The organism is Streptomyces sp. AMJ-169 (assembly GCF_055597585.1).
In genome coordinates, this window is sequence record NZ_JBVLTJ010000016.1 from 76879 (window position 1) to 94777 (window position 17899).

22 protein-coding genes are annotated in these 17899 nt (G+C 69.4%); 13 read left to right on the forward strand and 9 right to left on the reverse strand.

Annotated features, from left to right (window positions below; all coding sequences use genetic code 11):
- Positions 1-327, reverse strand: a complete 327-nt coding sequence (locus ACYUD3_RS32045) for a transcriptional regulator (protein WP_470977607.1) — start codon at positions 325-327, stop codon at positions 1-3.
- Between the two features lie 360 nt (positions 328-687).
- On the opposite strand from ACYUD3_RS32045, the gene ACYUD3_RS32050 reads away from it, so the two are divergent.
- Positions 688-1554, forward strand: a complete 867-nt coding sequence (locus ACYUD3_RS32050; RefSeq protein WP_470977609.1) for a helix-turn-helix transcriptional regulator — start codon at positions 688-690, stop codon at positions 1552-1554.
- Positions 1555-1609: 55 nt separating this feature from the next.
- Here the strand turns inward: ACYUD3_RS32050 and ACYUD3_RS32055 are convergent, their stop codons facing one another.
- The 3 genes from ACYUD3_RS32055 to ACYUD3_RS32065 are packed head-to-tail and all read right to left on the reverse strand — an operon-like array spanning position 1610 to position 4515.
- Complete coding sequence (locus ACYUD3_RS32055; protein WP_470977612.1) at positions 1610-2797, reverse strand: amidohydrolase family protein; 1188 nt, start codon at positions 2795-2797, stop codon at positions 1610-1612.
- Entirely contained in the window at positions 2791-3936 is a 1146-nt protein-coding gene (locus tag ACYUD3_RS32060; protein WP_470977615.1) for an MAB_1171c family putative transporter, read from the reverse strand. The genes ACYUD3_RS32055 and ACYUD3_RS32060 overlap by 7 nt, the downstream gene beginning before the upstream one ends.
- A 3-nt stretch (positions 3937-3939) precedes the next feature.
- A complete protein-coding gene (locus ACYUD3_RS32065; RefSeq protein ID WP_470977618.1) occupies positions 3940-4515 on the reverse strand; it encodes a hypothetical protein in 576 nt (191 codons plus the stop codon).
- A 669-nt stretch (positions 4516-5184) separates the two neighbouring features.
- Here ACYUD3_RS32065 and ACYUD3_RS32070 point away from each other — a divergent pair.
- A complete protein-coding gene (locus ACYUD3_RS32070; RefSeq protein WP_470977621.1) occupies positions 5185-5625 on the forward strand; it encodes a pyridoxamine 5'-phosphate oxidase family protein in 441 nt (146 codons plus the stop codon).
- A 157-nt stretch (positions 5626-5782) separates the two neighbouring features.
- Here the strand turns inward: ACYUD3_RS32070 and ACYUD3_RS32075 are convergent, their stop codons facing one another.
- The 4 genes from ACYUD3_RS32075 to ACYUD3_RS32090 all read right to left on the reverse strand — a co-directional run bounded on the left by ACYUD3_RS32075 (position 5783) and on the right by ACYUD3_RS32090 (position 8139).
- Positions 5783-6331 (reverse strand): GNAT family N-acetyltransferase, encoded by a 549-nt coding sequence (locus ACYUD3_RS32075; protein ID WP_470977624.1) that lies wholly within the window; start codon positions 6329-6331, stop codon positions 5783-5785.
- 11 nt (positions 6332-6342) lie between these two features.
- On the reverse strand, positions 6343-6915 hold the full coding sequence (locus ACYUD3_RS32080) for a hypothetical protein (RefSeq protein WP_470977627.1): 573 nt from the start codon (positions 6913-6915) through the stop codon (positions 6343-6345).
- Between the two features lie 115 nt (positions 6916-7030).
- Positions 7031-7240, reverse strand: coding sequence for a DUF397 domain-containing protein (locus tag ACYUD3_RS32085; RefSeq protein ID WP_470977630.1), 210 nt, complete (start codon positions 7238-7240; stop codon positions 7031-7033).
- Positions 7240-8139: a helix-turn-helix domain-containing protein gene (locus ACYUD3_RS32090; RefSeq protein WP_470977633.1), complete on the reverse strand. Its 900-nt coding sequence runs from the start codon at positions 8137-8139 to the stop codon at positions 7240-7242. The genes ACYUD3_RS32085 and ACYUD3_RS32090 overlap by 1 nt, the downstream gene beginning before the upstream one ends.
- Positions 8140-8517: 378 nt before the next feature.
- On the opposite strand from ACYUD3_RS32090, the gene ACYUD3_RS32095 reads away from it, so the two are divergent.
- The 11 genes from ACYUD3_RS32095 (at position 8518) to ACYUD3_RS32145 (ending at position 16170) form a co-directional block, all read left to right on the forward strand.
- Positions 8518-8940 carry a recombinase family protein gene (locus ACYUD3_RS32095; RefSeq protein WP_470977636.1) on the forward strand — a complete coding sequence of 141 codons (423 nt, stop codon included), beginning with the start codon at positions 8518-8520 and terminating at the stop codon, positions 8938-8940.
- A 119-nt stretch (positions 8941-9059) separates the two neighbouring features.
- Complete coding sequence (locus ACYUD3_RS32100) at positions 9060-9452, forward strand: ATP-binding protein (protein WP_470977639.1); 393 nt, start codon at positions 9060-9062, stop codon at positions 9450-9452.
- A 50-nt stretch (positions 9453-9502) separates the two neighbouring features.
- Positions 9503-9973, forward strand: coding sequence for a hypothetical protein (locus ACYUD3_RS32105; RefSeq protein ID WP_470977642.1), 471 nt, complete (start codon positions 9503-9505; stop codon positions 9971-9973).
- Between the two features lie 118 nt (positions 9974-10091).
- Entirely contained in the window at positions 10092-11477 is a 1386-nt protein-coding gene (locus ACYUD3_RS32110; RefSeq protein WP_470977645.1) for a histidine kinase, read from the forward strand.
- Between the two features lie 47 nt (positions 11478-11524).
- On the forward strand, positions 11525-12022 hold the full coding sequence (locus tag ACYUD3_RS32115) for a roadblock/LC7 domain-containing protein (protein WP_470977648.1): 498 nt from the start codon (positions 11525-11527) through the stop codon (positions 12020-12022).
- Positions 12019-12426: a DUF742 domain-containing protein gene (locus ACYUD3_RS32120; RefSeq protein ID WP_470977651.1), complete on the forward strand. Its 408-nt coding sequence runs from the start codon at positions 12019-12021 to the stop codon at positions 12424-12426. Before ACYUD3_RS32115 ends, ACYUD3_RS32120 begins: the two co-directional genes overlap by 4 nt.
- A gap of 5 nt (positions 12427-12431) precedes the next feature.
- Entirely contained in the window at positions 12432-13037 is a 606-nt protein-coding gene (locus tag ACYUD3_RS32125; protein ID WP_470977654.1) for a GTP-binding protein, read from the forward strand.
- A complete protein-coding gene (locus tag ACYUD3_RS32130) occupies positions 13034-13621 on the forward strand; it encodes a GAF domain-containing protein (protein WP_470977657.1) in 588 nt (195 codons plus the stop codon). The genes ACYUD3_RS32125 and ACYUD3_RS32130 overlap by 4 nt, the downstream gene beginning before the upstream one ends.
- A gap of 32 nt (positions 13622-13653) precedes the next feature.
- Positions 13654-14913: an acyl-CoA dehydrogenase family protein gene (locus tag ACYUD3_RS32135; RefSeq protein ID WP_470977660.1), complete on the forward strand. Its 1260-nt coding sequence runs from the start codon at positions 13654-13656 to the stop codon at positions 14911-14913.
- Positions 14914-15005: 92 nt separating this feature from the next.
- Complete coding sequence (locus tag ACYUD3_RS32140) at positions 15006-15515, forward strand: NUDIX domain-containing protein (RefSeq protein ID WP_470977662.1); 510 nt, start codon at positions 15006-15008, stop codon at positions 15513-15515.
- Between the two features lie 127 nt (positions 15516-15642).
- Entirely contained in the window at positions 15643-16170 is a 528-nt protein-coding gene (locus ACYUD3_RS32145; protein ID WP_470977665.1) for a GntR family transcriptional regulator, read from the forward strand.
- Positions 16171-16205: 35 nt separating this feature from the next.
- Here ACYUD3_RS32145 and ACYUD3_RS32150 read toward each other — a convergent pair whose 3' ends face one another.
- Positions 16206-17678: a peptide deformylase gene (locus tag ACYUD3_RS32150; RefSeq protein WP_470977668.1), complete on the reverse strand. Its 1473-nt coding sequence runs from the start codon at positions 17676-17678 to the stop codon at positions 16206-16208.
- Positions 17679-17899: the final 221 nt, after the last annotated feature.

Below are 17899 nucleotides of genomic sequence, written 5' to 3' on the forward strand. Positions count from 1 at the left end.
TCAGCGGCCCCGACCGACGGTTATCAGGCTGCTAAGGGTGAGGGTCGCGTCGGTGAGGTCGAAGGTGTGCGGCTGCGTCCAGTCCGCCTCCGGCCAGACCCGCAGGATCCAGCGGGCGGCGACCCTGGCGGTCGTCCGGCCCAGCTCCATGGTCTTCCCGGCCTCGTCCTTGACGATGGTGTGCGGGTGGGGCCACGCCTGCATCGGGTTGGTGAGGCTGACCCGGATGGTGGCCGCGCCCGGGATCATGTCGGCGAGCTGGACGGCGAGCCGGCGCTGGCGGTCGGTGTCCGGGCAGGCCGGGGTTCCGCTCGGCATGGCGAACATGCGATACTCCGTTGATCGTAGAGCGTGGTGCGGTGGTTCTCGTGCAAAAGCCCCGCCGCCCGCGAGATGTGAATCGGCGCCCCTTGGGGGTGTCGGCCCGGCGCTTGGGAGTTGGTAGCTCCCGGGCGCCGGTTTGCGTTGTCCGGCGCGTCACGGACCGCTCGCCTGCATCGCCCGCCTCCTCCCTCTCGCGTGAGCCCTTCAGCGGGCGCGCGGCCTGGTGGCCGGGGGATGCGAATCCCTCGGTTTTTCGATAGTCTGAAGCTACCTTGGTTCACCCAAAAGATCAACGCTCCGAAGTTTCTTCGCTTCACACAAAGATGGGGTTCCATGCCATCCCGACGCTTCGACAGAACTCGCATGCGAGCGGTACGTCGAGCCGCTGAGATCTCGCAGTCCGACGTGGCATCCGCCCTCGGCGCCGCGGACTCGACGGTGGCGGGGTGGGAGTTGGGCACAAGCGTCCCGGATCAAGAGAAGTTGTCCGCCCTCGCCGGGGTGCTCAGGATGCCGTTGAACGAGTTGTTCCCCCGCGACGGTTTGCCCGACCTCACGGACCTTCGGTGCGACGCCGGCCTCTACCGGTACGAGATGGCGACGGTCATCGGCACCAAGAGCGACGGTCCAGTGGCCGGCGCGGAGAACGGCATTCGGCGCCTGAAGGACAAATATCTCCCTGGCCTGGCGGAGGCGTACCACGCCACCGTGGACGAGGTGATGCGAGCGCAGGAACGGTCGATGGCGAAGGCTCGCGGCGAAGAGGTGGAAGGCGAAGCCGTCGCCGCTCCGGCGGTCGAAGAGCCGCCCCGAACACTCGCCGAGAAAATCACCCTCGTCCTGGAACGCTCGTACCCCAAAGGCGCGGCGCCCGGAGATGCGGAGATCGCCGAGGCCGTGAACGCCTATGCCGGGTCGGTGGTCACCACGGCCGACAAGGTCGAGGCCCTTCGAACAGGCAGCGCCGAAGCTGGAGCGCCCGCCCCAGTCGTCTTGGAAGGTCTCGCCCACTTCTTGGGCGTCTCGCGCCTGTACTTCGAGCCGGACGATGCTGTGGCCCGGCAGGTCTACGAAGGGCTTCGCCTGTTGTCTGCGGCCAAGCAAGGGAAGGTGGGGCGCGTCCGCGCTCGCCGCCTCGGCTCGGAGGGCCTGTCGGCCGATGTCCTCTCGATCTTGAACGATCTTGCGACCGAGTTCGAGAAGAAAGCTGCCCCCGACGCCAACGGATAGTGTCCTGTTCCCGAGACTCAAGAGGTCTTGGGAACAGGACACTGAACAGTCCGTACTACTCGGCCGCCGGGCTGGGCTCGTAACGCAGGCCTGAGGCGAATACGGCTCGGACGTCCTTCAACGCGTCGAGGTTCGAGATCGGGTCTCCGTCGACCAGGAGGAGATCCGCTCGATAGCCAGGAGTGATCCGACCCGTTGCAGAACCCAGCCCCAAGGCCGCGGCCGCTTCGGACGTCGCCATGTCGATGATCACGGCATTCGCCACACCCAGGTGGGAGTAGAAGGACAGGGCTGGGACAAGGCCGTCGAAGCCCGCGCGCTGCACCCCCGCGTCTGTGCCGGCCACCAGACGCACCCCGGCATCGGCCATCCGACGAACCAGGTCGAACATCGCGGCGGCGCGCTCCTCGCCGAAGAATCGGGGCAGCATCTGCCAGTGGGGGCTAACCGCCGGGCAGACAGTGATTCCCCGGTCGATGATCTCTTGCACCACGTCGGGCCGGAAGTCAAAGCCACCGTCCGTCATCCACGTGCAGTGCTCGATCGTGTCCACGCCGGCCTCTACTGCCGAGGTGATGCCGTCGGCGCCGTGCGCATGGGCGGCGACAGGGACCCCTCCTTTATGGGCTTCGTCCACCAGAGCGGCCAGTTCCTCGGCGGTGAATTGGGACTGGTGGCTCTTGGGGCCGGCCTTCGTCAGGCCGCCACCCGTGACCATGGCCTTGATGACCCCGGCGCCGGCCGCGAGGTTGCGGCGTACGAGGTCACGGATCTCCGCTTCTCCAGAGACCTCACCGCCCAGGAAGTGGCAGTGCCCGCCCACGGTGGTCGCGGGCGTGCCCGCGGACACGATCCTCGGCCCCGGCGTACGACGACCGTTGATCTCCGTAGCCAAGCGAAGCACCAGCCCACCCCGGTCGCCCAGGTCACGAACCGTGGTGACACCACTGCGCAAGAGCTGTTCCGCGCGACGGCGCATGTCCTCGAACAGAACCTCATCCGTCGAGTCCTGGAGAGTGGAGACCGGGTCGGGTCCGCCGTCGAAAGCCAGATGGACATGGGCGTCGATCAGCCCTGGCAGGACAGTTCCGTCGAACGCGAACCGGGGCACGTCGGCGCCGGCCTGCTCCTCGATCTCCTTGCGCGGTCCGACGGCGGCGATCGTGTCACCCTTGATGAGAACGGCGGCGTCTTCCAGGTACGTCCCGGAGCCGACGAGTACTCGGCCGCTGGTGATCAGCATGTTGACTCCTTGATCGTGGAGGAGGATGCGGTTTTACGCAGCGCGTCGGACACCGCAATCAGTTGTTTCACATCCGACTCACGGTCGCTTCCCAGAGCCATGGCGAGGGGGACCGCCCGGCGGGGCGCGGGGACACCCTTCTCGATCCGGGCGGACGCTCGACGAAGCCGGGCGGCAAGCTCTACGGAGTCGACGTTGAGCACCGTGCTGTCGTCACCGCCATCCAGCAGGTACGGGCTTATGTCCACCAGACCGTCGCGGCACTCCACGATGCGGCGGTGGTAGCGCCGGTGCACTCCGCGAGCCCGCCGCCGGTCGAGCGCGGCCGTGGACGCCGGCTTCAGCACGTTGTCGGGGTACGCCTCCGCCAGCAGCTCCCACAGTGGGGCGAGGCGGCGGTGATCACGCCGATGCTGGAGCCAGAGTCTCAGAGAGGAGAGCCGGGCTCGGGCGCCGGAGTAGGTGATCCCGGCCGCGAACAGAAAGATGGACGCAACCAGGAGAAAAGCGACGGTATCCATCAGCAGCTCGGGCACCTCCACGTCGGCCCATCGAACGGCCACGATGACGGCGCGGATCGCGCAGGCCACAGCCATCGCTCCCAGGCCTACGGCGGCCATCCAAAGCCCGGTGGAGTGCGGGCGCCGGGACATTCGGGCATAGCGGCGCGTCCACCGGCAGGCCATGCCCAGCACGTACATGAGGTAGAGGCCGGCGCCACCGTAGAAGAAAGCGATCTGCGGAATCGTCATGTCCGCCGTGCTGAAACTGCCGGCGAAGACATCGTGCGGTACCGATTCGGCAGCCACGGTGATGGCGACCACGACGGCTCCGACGAGAACTGCCTCCTTGCGGGCTCGGCGACGGCTCGCTTCCTCGTCTGCGGCGGAGTAGAGGTAGAAGCACATCAGGAAGTACATGGCGACGAGCAGTAGCACGTTCTGGATCAGTTTCGCCGTTCCGTGACCGGCGACCATGTCGACACCTGACGTCCCTCCGGGCATGGCCACGGGGTACGACAGCACAGCGCAGAGCAGACAGAGGGTCACGGAACGCAGAGGCGCGTCGCGAGGGGATCGTCTCCACTGATAGAGCTTCCAGGCGAGAGCGACCACAGGCCCCAGGAGTACCAGTTCCACGGGTTACAGCCACCCTCGCCGGTCACCGAGAGCCGACTCCACACGCCGGAGGGAAGGGTCATCCGACAGCGGGGCGGAGCCGTCCAGCAGAGACGACCATTCCAGGATGATCGTGGCCACCAGCTCGACGGAGCACTCTTCCCCGTCGTCGTACGAGCACCGGCGAGCGACGCGCTTGATTGTCTCAGGGTCGAAGACCGGCAGCATAGTGGCCCAGCCCTCGACGAAGACGGCAGTCTCTTCCTCGGAGTCGACCGTGGGGTCCTCTTCAGCCCGCTGGTCTTCGGTCTCCTCGGTGGCCCCTTCGTTCTCCGCGACGAGGATGTGGCCTACTTCATGGAGAATGATGTGATCTTGATGAAGGCGAGTTGTCTCCTGCTGGTACAGGATCACGTCATAGCCTTCGTACTCGACCCACATGCCCGAAGGTCCCGGCTTCGGCAGCGGAGCCTCCCGCAGGTACAGAGGACGCCCGCGCCGTCGACTGAGCGCTTGGCACAGTTCCTTGACGTCGAGTGGGGGATTGATCCCGAGGTCTTGCAGCTCACGCCGGATCAGACGGTGCAGGTCTCGCTCCACGGTCCGGTTCACGGCTGTGCGCCAGCGCCCGAAGCGCCTACGGCCGGCTCCGCCTCGTGCGGGAACCGTTGGCTCTGCCGCGTCTCGGCCGTTCTTCCCTGGCCACACTGAGTGATCCCTCCAACCGGCAGGTAATGGCTCCCCCGAGCCGGGGCGACATCGCACCCGTTTCAGTGACGTCCGGTTCCTGATGCCGCCGTCTCGGATGCGCCTGCGAGCCCTATCGGGCCTTTCAAGGGCACTAATGCCTGCGGGCGGTTCTCTTCACCCGACACGGAAGTCACATACGCGAATAAGCAATGAGGTACCGGCCGGCCACCCGGACAGAGCCTCCAGGAACCTGGTCGGACAGTACGCGATGACTCATGCGAGGTGAGGCCAGAAAAGCGCGATCGATGGGTGTAGACCGCAAGTAACCCCACTCGACCAAAACGATCTAAATCGACCAGCGGCATGCAGCGCGGCTCCTTTGAGCTGGCCTTTTATTGATCAACTTAGGCATTAACCCCTCCTCAGCCACAACGGTACGGTCGTTATAAATTTGAGATATTCATGATTGAATCACGTTCGCCGCAAGCCTCAAAGTGGACTAACCAGGCGCCTCTGATCGGGCGTGGCCCTAGTCACTTCGGGGTGATTCGGGCAACTGATGCCATTAAGCTCTCGGTCATGCTGAACCCGATATCCGGCCAAGGCGCCGACTACCTTGAGTTCTGGAACGAGTACCACCTGTGCACGCTTACGACGCTGCGACCCGACGGCAGTCCGCACGTCGTCCCTGTCGGCGTGACCGTTGATGCCGCTACCGGAATGGCGATTGTTATCACTCGCAAATCAAGTCGAAAGGTCGCCAATATCCTTGCGGGCGGCGGCAAAGCTCGCGTTGCGGTGTGCCAGGTGGACCGAGGACGGTGGGCCACACTCGAAGGCATGGCGGAGGTCTGCGTCGACATGGCAACAGTCGAGGACGCCGTTGCGCGTTACGGAGAGCGATATGGGCGTACGCCGGCGCCGGACCCTGAGCGTGTAGTCATCCGGATCTCGGTAGCGAGGGCGCTGGGGCAAGTCACCGCCCAGCCGCGCCGGGCGGCTCAAGAGACGGCGGCATAGGGCCGATCAACGTCTCTGGGCCGCGCTGTCGGCTTCGGACGGCAAGTGCCGCACCAACACACCCTGGCCCAGGTCACCGCCGGAACCGTACTCGGCACCCTGGCCACCGCCGTGTTCACGTCACTGCGCTGACCGGGAACTCAAGCCAGGGAAGTCCTTACACAGGACGCCACTCGCGATCGAGGATCGCGTGGACCACCGAGTCCCGCCACTTCCCGGCCTTCAGTACGTGCTCCCGGATCACGCCCTCCTCGACCATCCCCGCGGAAGCCATCGTCTTCGCGGAAGCCTCGTTGAGGGGCGATCGCGCTCCCCAGACGCGGTGAAGGTCCAGGTCGCCGAAGCCGAAGCCGAGCAGCAGCCGTACAGTCTCCACCCCGTACCCCATGCCCCACTTGTCCGGGCGCAGCGCGAACCCCATGGTGGCGCCGCGCTGTTGGTGCGGGTCCAGGGCCAGGCGGCCGAAGCCGATCAGTTCGGCCGTCGCGCGTTCGACGACGGCGAGCGCGTACTCGGTGCGGGGTGTCTCGGTGGCGGCCGAGACGGACCGGACGACGATCTGCTCGACCTGGTCATGGGTGCGCGGGTCGAAGCTGAGGTGCTCGGTGGCTTCGGGGCTGCCGTAGATGGCGAACACCGAGTCCACGTCCTGCGCGCCGAGTTCGCGCAAGGAAAGGCGTGCGCCGGAACGAGTGACTGGGTACATGTCCTCGGACATTACCGGCCGGGCAGCGCGGGCCGGCTGACGGAGAAGGTCTCGATCTCGGCGCTCAGGTCCTGTGCCGCGACGGCGGTCCGGGCGGGGTTGCTCAGCAGGGCGTTCCGTACTCGCATCGCGGAGACGACGATGCCGTTGTTGCGATGGGAGGCCGGGAGGTCGAGCACCGGGCGGATGGCGTCGGCGGCGCCGTCCAGGTTTCCGCTGTGGAGGCGGACGAGGGCGAGGTCGCACTGCGAGCCGGCCAGATCGCCGAAGGCCCAGTTCTGGGAGTTGGGGTTGCTGAAGCCCTTCACGGCCTCCTCCGCCTGCGCGGCCAGCCGTGCGTTGCCGTGGCCGAGCAGGGCTTCGGCCTCCACCGTGTAGTAGAGCTGCTTCTCGGCGGCGTAGGTGAAGAGTCCGCCCAGGCCGTCGAGGTCGTCGGCGACGACGCGTTCCCGGCGGCCGGCGGCCTGCTCGTTGACCATGCGTACGGTCTCGCCGTCACCGAGTACTGCGGCTGCACGGGCCTTCAGTCCCAACAGCCATAGGCCGACGGTGCCGTTGAGGAGGACCACCTTGCTTGTCGGCATGCCTGTTGGCTCGTGATCGACGCCGGATGCCGAAAGCCCATCGACGAGATGACAAGGGCCCATCTCCTGGCCCCGACACGGCGGGAGGAGACGGGCCTTGCCAAGAGTTAAGGCTTCAGGCGTCGAACCTGTCCTGCTGTACAGCGTTGATGAAGGCGGTCCAGGAGTCCGCGGGGACCACGAACGCCGGGCCGTGCGGGAGCTTCGAGTCGCGGACAGCCATCGCGTCGGCCAGCTTTCCACCCTCGACGCACGCACCACCCTGGTTGTTGCTGTAGCTCGACGAGAACCAGTCGACGGCCAGGTCATCGGCTCGGATGGGCATCAAAACTCCTTGCTTGCTGCGTGGATCATGCTCAGGGACTCCTGATAGCCCGGAGCGAGTGCCTGAAGATCACCGAATGCCTGCCGGTACCGCTTCACGTCGTCGTCACTCCGCGAGACGCCGGCGCCGCTGAGGTTTTCGAGGTACACGATCGGTTTGAGGGCGAGCTTCCCGAACTTCAGGACGGTGAAAGCGCCGTTCATGCCGGGGTGGACCCCGAGTTCAAACGGCACGACTTGGATCTTGATGTGCGGGTGGGAGGAGGCGAGTTCGGCCATGTGCAGAAGCTGCTCCTTCATGACCGAGGCACTGCCGATCTTCCGGCGGAGCACCGCTTCGTTGACGACGGCCGTGAACTCCAGGGGCCGGGTCTCCCGGTCCAGGATCTCCTGGCGAGTGATGCGGATCGCCACGAGCCTGTCGATCTGCTCGTCGGAAAGCCCGGTGTGCACCCGCTCGTGGATGGCGCGGATGTACGCGCTGGTCTGAAGCAGGCCGGGCACATACTCGCTCTCGTAGATCTCCAGCTCTTCGGCCGTGGCCTCAAGTCCGAGGTAGGCCCTGAAGCCCGGCGGGATGGCGTCGCGGACGTCCGGCGACTGCCACCAGTCCTTCTTGGTCTTGGTGACCGTCGCATAGCCGACGAGCGTGGTCTGCTTCTCCGGGGTCGCGCCGTAGATCTGGCACAGCGCGATCACGTCCGCAGGCTCGACGACTCCATTGTCCGCAGTCTCCAGCCGGGTGAGCTTCGACGGCGCCCAGGAGAGCACGCGGCAGACTTCGGCGGCTTTCTTACTCGACAGCATCCGCAACTGACGCAGCTCGCTGCCGAGTTGGAGCCGACACAGAGCAGGCGTCGCCGCCTCAAGTGACGGCATCGCCGAGTCGGTCTCGAACATCTGCACCCTCCCAGTCGTCCACAGTCTGACGGCGAACGTTCCGCCCGCGCAACGCGCATTCTGCGATGCCGCGCAACGTTCGCTTCATTGCCCCAAAGCACTTCTTCAGAAGCAAATTTTGCTACAGAATTAGTCTGGCAGAATTCTGCGAGATGGCTTCCATCCGTGCATCTTCCACTGCCATGCTGGTGATCCGGTAGCCCTTCCGGCCGCCCAACTCGCCCTCGTCCGCGCTGCCTTGCTGCGGACGACGGCTTTCTCTCGCCCCGCGACGAAGCCGAGGCCAGCATGCAGCACCATCTCCCCCACCATGTCCAGCATCGAACGCGCCAAGAACGCTCTGCCGTACGGATCCCGCGGCCCCAGAAGATCCGGGTCGTGGTGGACCCGAGCCTCTGCGCGGTGGCCGGTCTCCCCGAGCTTCAGGAGCGGGGGGTCGCCGAGATCGTGGTGGCCAACCGGGTGCCGCGAATCTGCTTGTACGCATCAGCGGTGGGCGGGCAGGGCCTGGAGGAACAGCTGGAGCTGGCGCGGCTGTTCGCCGTGGAGCGTGGCTGGCGGGTGGGGCGGTCGTTCGTCGACTCCTACCCGTGGAGTACGTGTGCGGCGCGGCCGGGGTGGGGGCTGGTGCGGGCCGAGGTCCGTGCCGGGTGGACTGATGGGGTGGTGGTGCTGTCCTGCGCCGCCGTGAGTTCCAGCCCCGGTGAGTTCGCCGGTGAACTGGCCTGGTTCTGCGGGCGTTTCGGGTTCATCGCGGAGGCCGGGGCCGCTGTGGTCGTCGGGCACGGGGTGGGGCGGTGACGGGGGTGGTGGTGCCGGAGAGGAGTTGTCCGCCGTCGGCGGGCGTGAAGGGTCCGGCTGGGCCCTTTGGGGTGGGCCGGCGGGGGGTGGTGGCCGGGGGGCGGTCGGTTTTCGATGTCGTGTTCCCGGCTGGGGAGGAGTGGGTGTGGGATGCGCGGCGGTGTGTGCGGCGGTGGCTGGAGCGGTGCGGGGTGGGGGAGGCGGGGGTGGAGGGTCTGGTGCTCGTGGTGTCGGAGCTGGTGACCAATTCGATTCTGCACGGGGAGACCGAGTCGGTCGTCCTGCGGGGGAAGTTGTGTCCGCCCGGGCGGGTGCGGCTGGAGGTCCGTAATGGTTCCGCGCCGGCGGTCGCCGGGGCGGGCGCGGAAGGTCTGATGAGTGAGCGGGGCCGGGGGCTTCTTCTCGTCGCGGCCTTCATGGAGGACTTGGACGGGCGGTGGGGGTTCGCCGGGGACGGTTCGGCTGTGTGGTGCGAGGTCCCGCTCGCGGCGGGGGCGGGGGGTGTGGCGTGACGTCGTCGTCTTTGACCGCGGGTGGGTCCGGTGCTGCGGCTGTGGAGCGGGTGCGTGCGGTGCGTCCGGTGTTCTGGGAGACCGGGCTGGCCGCGGACTCCCGTGCTGTCGGGCGTGCTTACGGGTTCGTGCGGGAGGCGCTGGTGTGGAGTGGCTGGGCGGGGGATGCGGGTGTGGGGGCGGCGATCGGCGCCGAGCTGGTGGGCAACGCGGTGGCGGGCGCGAAGCGCGGGTTGGTGGGGCTGGTGGTGTTGGTGACGGCGGGTGAGGAGTTGCTGGTGGCGGTGTCGGACCCGGTGCCGGTGGATGCCGGTCTCGACGCGGTGGTCTCCGGTGAGCGGCCGGGGCTGGAGTTCGTGCGGGCGGTGGGCGGCGCGGTCGGCTGGGGGCGGGGGTTCGGCGGGGAGGGCAGGACGGTCCGTGTCCGGCTTCCCGTCTCCCGGGGCAGTGGTGCCGAAGTGTCCGCTCTGGCCCGTGCGTTCGCCTCGACGCTGTCCGTCCCTGTCCGTGCCGATGGTTGAGGAATCCGTTGCCGTGTCTGCTTCCGATGTCCTGTCCGTGTCTTCGTCTTCCCGCCGGGCTTCTCGCCGCCGTCGACGGGAGAGTTCCCCGGTTCTCTTCTTCGGCGAGGTGGCGGGCGTGCTGCTGGTGGTGCTGGTTGTCCTCGTCGGGGTGTGGGCGTCGGTCGTGCTGGCGGCGGGCGCGTACGCGTTGTCGGTGCCGGAGCTGGCGGTGGCGCTCGGGGCCGGGTTGGTGGTCGCGGGTGTGGCGGGGGTTGTCCGGGTGAGGAGTGTGGCGGCGGGGCTGCGGCGGCGTCGGGAGGCCGAGCTGGGGGAGGTCGTGAAGGCTGTGCGGGCGGCGGAGAACACGGTGGTCTGGACGGCCGGGCAGCTGTGCCGGGGTGAGCGGCCCCCGTTGCCGGACGATCCTCTGCCTGCCGGCGGGGAGGCGCTGGAGAAGGTGCTGGAGCTGGTGGGGCATCTGAAGGTGCAGGGGGCGGGGGCACTGTTGCGGGTGCAGGAGGAGTCTCGGTCGGCGGTGCAGGTGGAGATGCACCGGATGGTGGCGCGCCGTCAGCACGGGCTGATCAGCGACATGCTGGGGCAGCTGAGTGAGCTGCACGCGGCGACGGAGGAGCCGGAGCTTTTGGACCGGTCCTTCCGGATCGATCATCTCGCGACGCGGCTGCGGCGGATGGTGGAGAGCGTGTCGGTGGTGCTGGGGGGCCAGTATCTGCGGGAGACGCGGGCTCCGGTGCAGGTCGGTGCGGTGCTGCGCGGGGCGCAGTGCGAGGTGGTGAAGTACACGCGGGTGCAGGTCGTGGCCGGGGATGTGGGGGCGTCGGTGGCGTTGCCCGCCCATGTGCATCCGGATGTGGCGCACATCCTGGCGGAGCTGGCGGAGAACGGTCTGGAGCACTCCGATCCGGCGACCGTGGTGGTGCTGCGGGCGCAGCGGGTGGCGCGGGGGCTGCTGATCGAGGTCGAGGACCGGGCGACGCTGCTGATGGACCCGGCCCGGCGGGAGAAGCTGAACGCGCTGCTGGAGCATCCCGGGCGGGCGAATGTCGCAGGTCAGGTGAGGGCGGGTCACCTGGGGCTGATCACGACGGCGGTGATCGCGGCGAAGTACGGCATCAGGGTGCGGCTGGAGATGAACGCGACGGGCGGGACGACCGCCCAGGTCGTCATCCCCCAGGACCTCCTCATCCCGGTCGCCCCGGCGGTCACCACCGTCACCGTCCCCGCCGTCCGGCGGCCCGCCGTGCCGGTTCCCGAGCCCGCCGAGCACCAGCGTCCCCGCCCCGAACCGGCCGCCGCCGCCGTAGCCGCCCGGTCCGTGGCGGACAGCGGGGCAGGACCGCTGCCCCGGCGCCGGCGCCAGGCCAGGCCGCTACAGCGGCAGGAGCGTGAGCCCGAGCGCGCGATACCGGCCGCGAACCCGCACCTCGCCGCCAACTGGCGGGCGGGCCTGCGCGCCGGCCACACCCCGCCCCCCGGCACACCCCCGACCGACCAGCCCTGACCCCCATCCCCTCTCCCCCCTCTACTTGTTCTCTGGAGTGATCCGTCATGACGCACGACGCACACAGCACCGCCTCGCAGGCCGTCCCGGCTTTCCCGCCGGAGGTCCAGGGCCAGTTGACCCGTCTCCTCGACGACTTCGTGCAGCACACCCCCGGTGTCGTCAGGGCGCTGCTGGTCTCGCGGGACGGGCTGAAGCAGGCGTGGAACTCGGACATGTCCCCGGACTGGGCGGACCGGCTGGCGGCGGCGTTCGCCGGGCTGGCGGCGCTGGCCCGGGACATCGAGGGGCACACCGCGCGGAAGATGCCGGCCCAGCAGGTCCTGGTGGAACGCGAGGACACCCTGTTCCTCGCCACCAACGCCGGCCAGGGCCACGCCTTCAACCACACCGGGCAGTCGGTGGCGACCGTGCTGGTCGTCCTCGCGGAGGTCGACGCGAACGTCGGCACCGTCGGCTTCGAGGCCGGACGGCTCGTGCAACGCTTCGCCCCCTTCATGACCACCCCGGTACGGACCCCCGCTCTCGCGGACGGCGCGGCATGACCCGCCGCACCCCGTGCGCTGCCGTGCCGTGTGCCGAGGACACGCAGAGCGTCGTACGGCCCTACGCGGTCACCGGCGGACGCACCCGCCCCCACCACCGCCTGGCCCTGCACACCGTCCTGGCACCCGGCCCCCGCACACCCCGCCCGGATCTTCCGCACGAGAGCGCCGAGATCATCAGCCTGTGCCGGCAGCGGCAGCGGCCGGTCGCCGAACTCGCCGGGGCCACCGGGCTGCACGTCACGGCCGTGAAGATCCTGGTCTCGGACCTGATCAGGGCCCGCGTCCTGGACGTGCCCGCCACCCTCGACGGCCACGCCCGGCCCGACGATCTCCAGCTGCTGAACTCCGTCCTGGTCGGCCTCCAGCGCAAGTTCCCCCACGCGCAGGCGAAGGCCGGGTGACCGCCATGACAGCCGTGACCGCCGCGATGGAGCGCACGGCGCTGAAGCTGGTCGTCGGCGGGGGCTTCGGGGTCGGCAAGACCACCCTGATCGGCGCGGTCAGCGACATCGAGCCCCTGCGGACCGAGGAAGTCCTGACCGCCCGCAGCGAGGCCACCGACCCCCTCGACGGCGTCGAGGAGAAGACCACCACCACGGTCGCCTTCGACTTCGGCCGGGTCGCCCTCGACGACGGCCCCCACCTCCCCGTCGAGCTGTACCTGTTCGGCACCCCCGGACAGGACCGCTTCTGGGGCCTGTGGCACGACATCGCCGAAGGGGCTCTCGGGGCCGTGGTCCTGGCCGACACCCGCCGCCTGGAATCCAGCTTCCCCGCCGCCGACTTCTTCGAACAGCGCCGCCTCCCTTACGTGATCGCCCTCAACGTCTTCCCCCGCACCGCCCGCCGGACGACGGCCGAGATCCGCGAGGCGTTCGACGTCCCCCCGCGGACACCGGTGGTCTTCTGCGACGCCCGCCACCCCGACTCCGCCGCCTCCGTCCTGCTCACCCTCGTCCGCCACGTCCTGCGCACCGCCGCCGGCCGCGCCGCCCCCCTGGACCCACGATGACCTTCCCCCACCACCCCGCCGCGCAGCCGGACGCCGCCCAGTACCGGATCGAAGCCTTCACCGACGACCCCGTCACCGAGCTGCGCGAGATGGCCACCCGCCTCGCGCGCTTCGAGGAACTGGACATCCGGATGGAGGGCCACACCCTCCTGGACGAGATCGCCGACGACATGGCCGAGCGCACCGGCTTCGTCTACGGCATGGTCAACGCCTTCGCCGTCGACCAGACCTTCCTCGGCCTGCACAACCCGCCGCCCGACTCCGGCCACCCCATCGTCGGGCGGACCATGAGCCGCCGCGACGGCTGGTGCCCCGAAGTCGTCCGCCGCCGGCGCTCCCTCCCCCTGTGGGCGGTCGCCGCCCTCCCCCGCTTCGCCGGGAACCACGTGGTGGACGCCCTCGGCATCCAGTCCTACTTCGGCAGCCCCGTCCTCGACCACACCACCGGCCTCGCCCTGCTCACCGTCTGCGTCATCGACCCCGAACCCCGCACCCTCCACGACGCCGGCCGGCTCCTGGCCATCGTCAAGGACACCTCCCGCACTGCTGCCGACGCCCTCGGCATCCACCCACCCCGCCCCTGACCCCCACACCCTGGGGAAGGAGACCCCCTGCCGTGACCGCCGGCCCGCCGCCCGTCGCACTCGCCCCGTTCCTCACCGACACCCACCGCCGGCTCTGGTCCGACACCGACGAGTTCGCCGCCGAAGAGATCGCACCGCAGACCGCACGGACGGAGAGCACACCCGGCGAGGCCGAACGCCTCATCCCCCAACTGCTCGCCAAGCGGGGCCTGTTCGGGGTGACGCTGCCCGAGCCGGTGGGCTCGGGGGCCGGGCATGTCGCCAGGACCGTCGTAGCTCACCGGATCGCTCTGGTCTCGGGGTCGGCCGCGATGACCTACCAGGCCGGTCTCATACCGATCGGCGCCCTCCACCACCACGCCCGCAGCCGGGCCCAGTCACAGCTGCTGGCCGCCGCGGCCCGGGGTGAGGCGATGCTGTCGATCGCGGTCACCGAGCCCGGCCACGGAGGCCACCTCGGCGGCATCCGGACCACCGCCGAACGCCGGGGCCGCCACTGGGTCCTCACCGGCGTCAAACGGGCCGTCGGCAACAGCCACCTCGCCGACCACCACATCGTCGTCGCCCGCACCGCCGAACCCGGCACCCCCACCCGCCGGGCCCTGACCGCGTTCGTCGTCCCCGCCGACCGCCCCGGCGTCAGCCCCGCCCCGCACCGGCCCTCGCTCGGCCTGCACGGATTCACCTTCGGCGAGATCGAGTTCGACCGCGTCCGCGTCCCCCACTCCGCCGTCCTCGGCGAGGAAGGCGAGGGGTACGACGTCGCGCAGTCCAGCAGCATCCTCTACGGCCGCCCGAATCTCGCCGCCGTCGACCTCGGCCTGCACGAGGCCGCCGTCTCCCTCACCTCCCGGTTCGCCGCCTCCCGGCCGCGTTACGGCGGCAGGCTCGCGGACATCGGCGTCGTACGCGACCGCCTCGGGCAGATGACCGCCAACCTCAACACCGCGCTGGTCCTCGTCTACCACGCCGCACACCTGCTCGACCTCGGACTGCCCTGCGACCCCCAGCTCATCACCGCCAAACTCACCGGCCACGACCTCGCCCTCGACTCCGCCCGCACCGCCCTCGAACTCCACGCCTCCCAGGGCTTGAGCACCGGCTATCCGCTGGAGCGGGTCTGGCGCGACCTCCAGTGCACCTACGCCCCCGCCGGCACCGGGGAGATCCAGCGGCTGCGCCTGGCCCAGGCCGCGGACGAGGCCGAGGACGCCGCCCGCCACCCCCAGTGGTCCGAACTGCTCGCGGACCGCGTCCGGCTCAGACCCCCGCTGCTGCCCGCGACCGCCTGAAACCGCCCCCTCAACTCCCTTGGTGACCTGGGCAGTCGGCGGTCCAGGTCACCAAGGGCCCACCCCGCCCCAGCAACAGGAAGGAAGCAGCCGTGACCGACGTACGGGACTGGTTCAAGGACCCCGCGCAACGCCGCGTGGGAGCCCTCGCCGTGATCCTGCGAGGCACGAAGATCCTCCTCGTCAGCCGCCCCTACCGGCAGTCCGTCTCCCCCTGGGGCCTGCCCGGCGGATCCGCCGCCGCCAACGAACTCCCGGGCAGAGCACTCAGCCGCCACCTCGCCGACCGGCTCACCCTGCGCGCCGGCACCGGCCGCCTCATCGCCGTCGACCACGTCCCCCAGCAGCCCGGCCGCCACCTCGAAGGCATCAACTTCGTCTACCAGGCCCGCATCCCCGACGACGCCGAAGTCCAGGTCACCGAGACCGGCAGGTTCGGCGAAGCACTCTGGATCGAATGCGACGAAGTCAGCCGGTACGCCGTCGGCCACTCCCTGCGCCGCATCCAGCAATGCCTCCAGGCCGCCGACACCGGACAGACCCCCGAACTCCTCCTCGGCGTCCCCCTCACCCACGACCCCGCCGACGGCCGGACGGCGTAGAACCCCCGGTGCGGGACGCCGCCCCGGCTCCAGACCAGGGCGGCATCCCGCACCGGACCCACCCCCCAGCGGCAGCTGGCATTCAACTTCCCTTCCGGCAACCGGACATCACCGTAGGACCATCACGATGACCAGCCCCCAGGGCTTAAAGGCCGACGACTTCCGCGGCCTCTCCCTCGACCTGAAACAGGCCGAACAAGCCGGAGTCGTCTACCGAGGACTGCACACCGCGATCACCAGCGGCCGGATACCCCCGGGCACCCTGCTCGACCCCGCCGACATACGGACCGGCTTCAAAGTCGCGCCGCAGGCCGTGACCGCCGCGTTCCGGGGACTCACCCGCGCCTGCCTCACCGACACCCCCACCACCAGCGGCGCCCGCGTGCTGTTCCCGCAGGAACCGGCTCCCCGCCGGGGCCGCGAGACCCAGACCGAATTCGTCCAGCGCATGATCAGCCACCGCATCACCGTCGGCTTCTACCGCCCCGGCCGCCTCCTGCCCTCCTACCGCATCCTCGGCCGCGCCTTCGGCACCTCCCACACCCTGATCCAGGAAGCCCTCCTCCCCCTCATCACCGAAGGCCGCCTGGAACGCTCCACCACACCCCCCGGCATCCGCGTCGTCGACCACGACGAAGGGCCGTGGCACCCATGAACTCCAGCCAAGTCACGTCGGCAGGGCTGGAGTCGTCAGCTGTAGCGCCAGTTCTTCCCCGTCCCCCGGTACTCCTCCACCGGGATCGGCACATCACCGGGACGCATCCGCGCGCGGTAGAGGACGCCGTGCAGGTGGTCGACCTCGTGGGCGACCAGGCGCGCCATCCCGTGGGAGAAACGGGACAGGCGCGGCGTCCCGTCGGGGTCGGTGTGGGCGACGACGATGTTCAGGGCGCGGGGGACGAGGCCGCGGACGTCGAAGAAGGACAGGCAGCCCTCGTACTGGCTGTCCTGTTCGGCGGAGGACTCCTCGATGCTCGCGTTGAGGAGGACGACGGGTTCGGCGCCGGGGTCCGGGGGCAGGACGACGGCGGCGGAGCGGTCGATGCCGATCTGGGGCGCGGCGATGCCCATGCCCTTGCCGAAGGTGTGCAGCCGCCGTACCCGGTCGACGCTGTCGAGGAGTTCCCGCACGACCCGCTCCGCCTCACCGGCCTCGGTGGGAAGGTCGAACAGGCGGGCGGGGCAGGCGAGTTCGGGGTCGCCTTCCTGGACGATGCCTGCGTTCGCCATGGCCTGGCTCGCGGAGAGGGTGTTCACGGGCGCGTTCTCCTTCGTCGTGTCCGGGCCTGCTTTGAGGCGCCATTCCAGGCGGTAACGGGCGTGCAGGGGCGGGTCCATCGTGGCCCAGGAGAACACTGTCCGGTCGCCTGTCCCGGTGCGCTCGGGCGGGGTGCGCAGCGGGGTGAAGTCGGTGGTCAGGGAGGTCTCGGTGCCCCAGACCGCCGGTTCACCGGCGCTAGGGAAGGAGAGGCGTACGGACAGGCGCCGGGTGGGGAGGCGGACCGCCCGCTGGAACCAGGGGCCCCATTTGTCGCGGCTGACGCGGTAGGAGTAGGCGATCTCCGCCTCCTGCCCGGGGTAGAGGGGGAAGCGGCTGGCGCCGTTCTGGAACGTCAGCCACACCTCCTTGAACGCGTCCCGGTCGTGCTTCACCGTCCACGTCATCGGCTCGTCGCCGCAGCTGGCCTCAAGGCCGAGTTCGTCCCAGGTCAGGGGGTCGCGCCGGTACAGCTCGTTGGACCGCTCCGGGTCGGAGGGGTAGCGGTCCACGGCGATCCGCACGAGGTAGCGGGTGATCGGCTCGGTGCCGTCGTTGCGCAGCCGCCGCCGCATCCGCAGGTGATAGACGCCGCCGTCGAAGTCGAGCGACGCGTCGTCGTCCAGGACCATCAGGCCCGAGGCCGGGGCGAGTTCGGCCGGCTCCGCCGCCGACGGCTGCGCGCCGGCCGCCTGCCACGACCTCCACAGCGCTCCGCCCGCGTCAAGGAACGTGTCGGCCTTCCGCACCAGCGCCGCACTGCCCTGCTCACGGCCCGATTCGAGATGGCTCACGTACGACGGATCGATGTGCAGGCCCTCCGCGAGAGCGCGCTTCGACAGACCCCGCACGGTACGCCAGTGCGTCAGCTCCGCCGCGAAAGCACGCCTCTCTCCGTTCTCCAAGACATAGGTCCTTTCCGGGAGTTGAGCACGGCCGTGAGTGAGTTGTCCTCACCGTCGCCTCATCCTGCCCGCTGCGGGCGTAATGGTGCCAGGCAGCGAATACGAGTCCGTGGCCGCAGCCCTCCACGCTCCACACGGTGGCTCCCTGATCACCTGCCGCCATGCTCGCGCGGACTCTCGCCCCTACTCCTCCAGCGTTGGCTGGGAAACCGGCCGGTCTG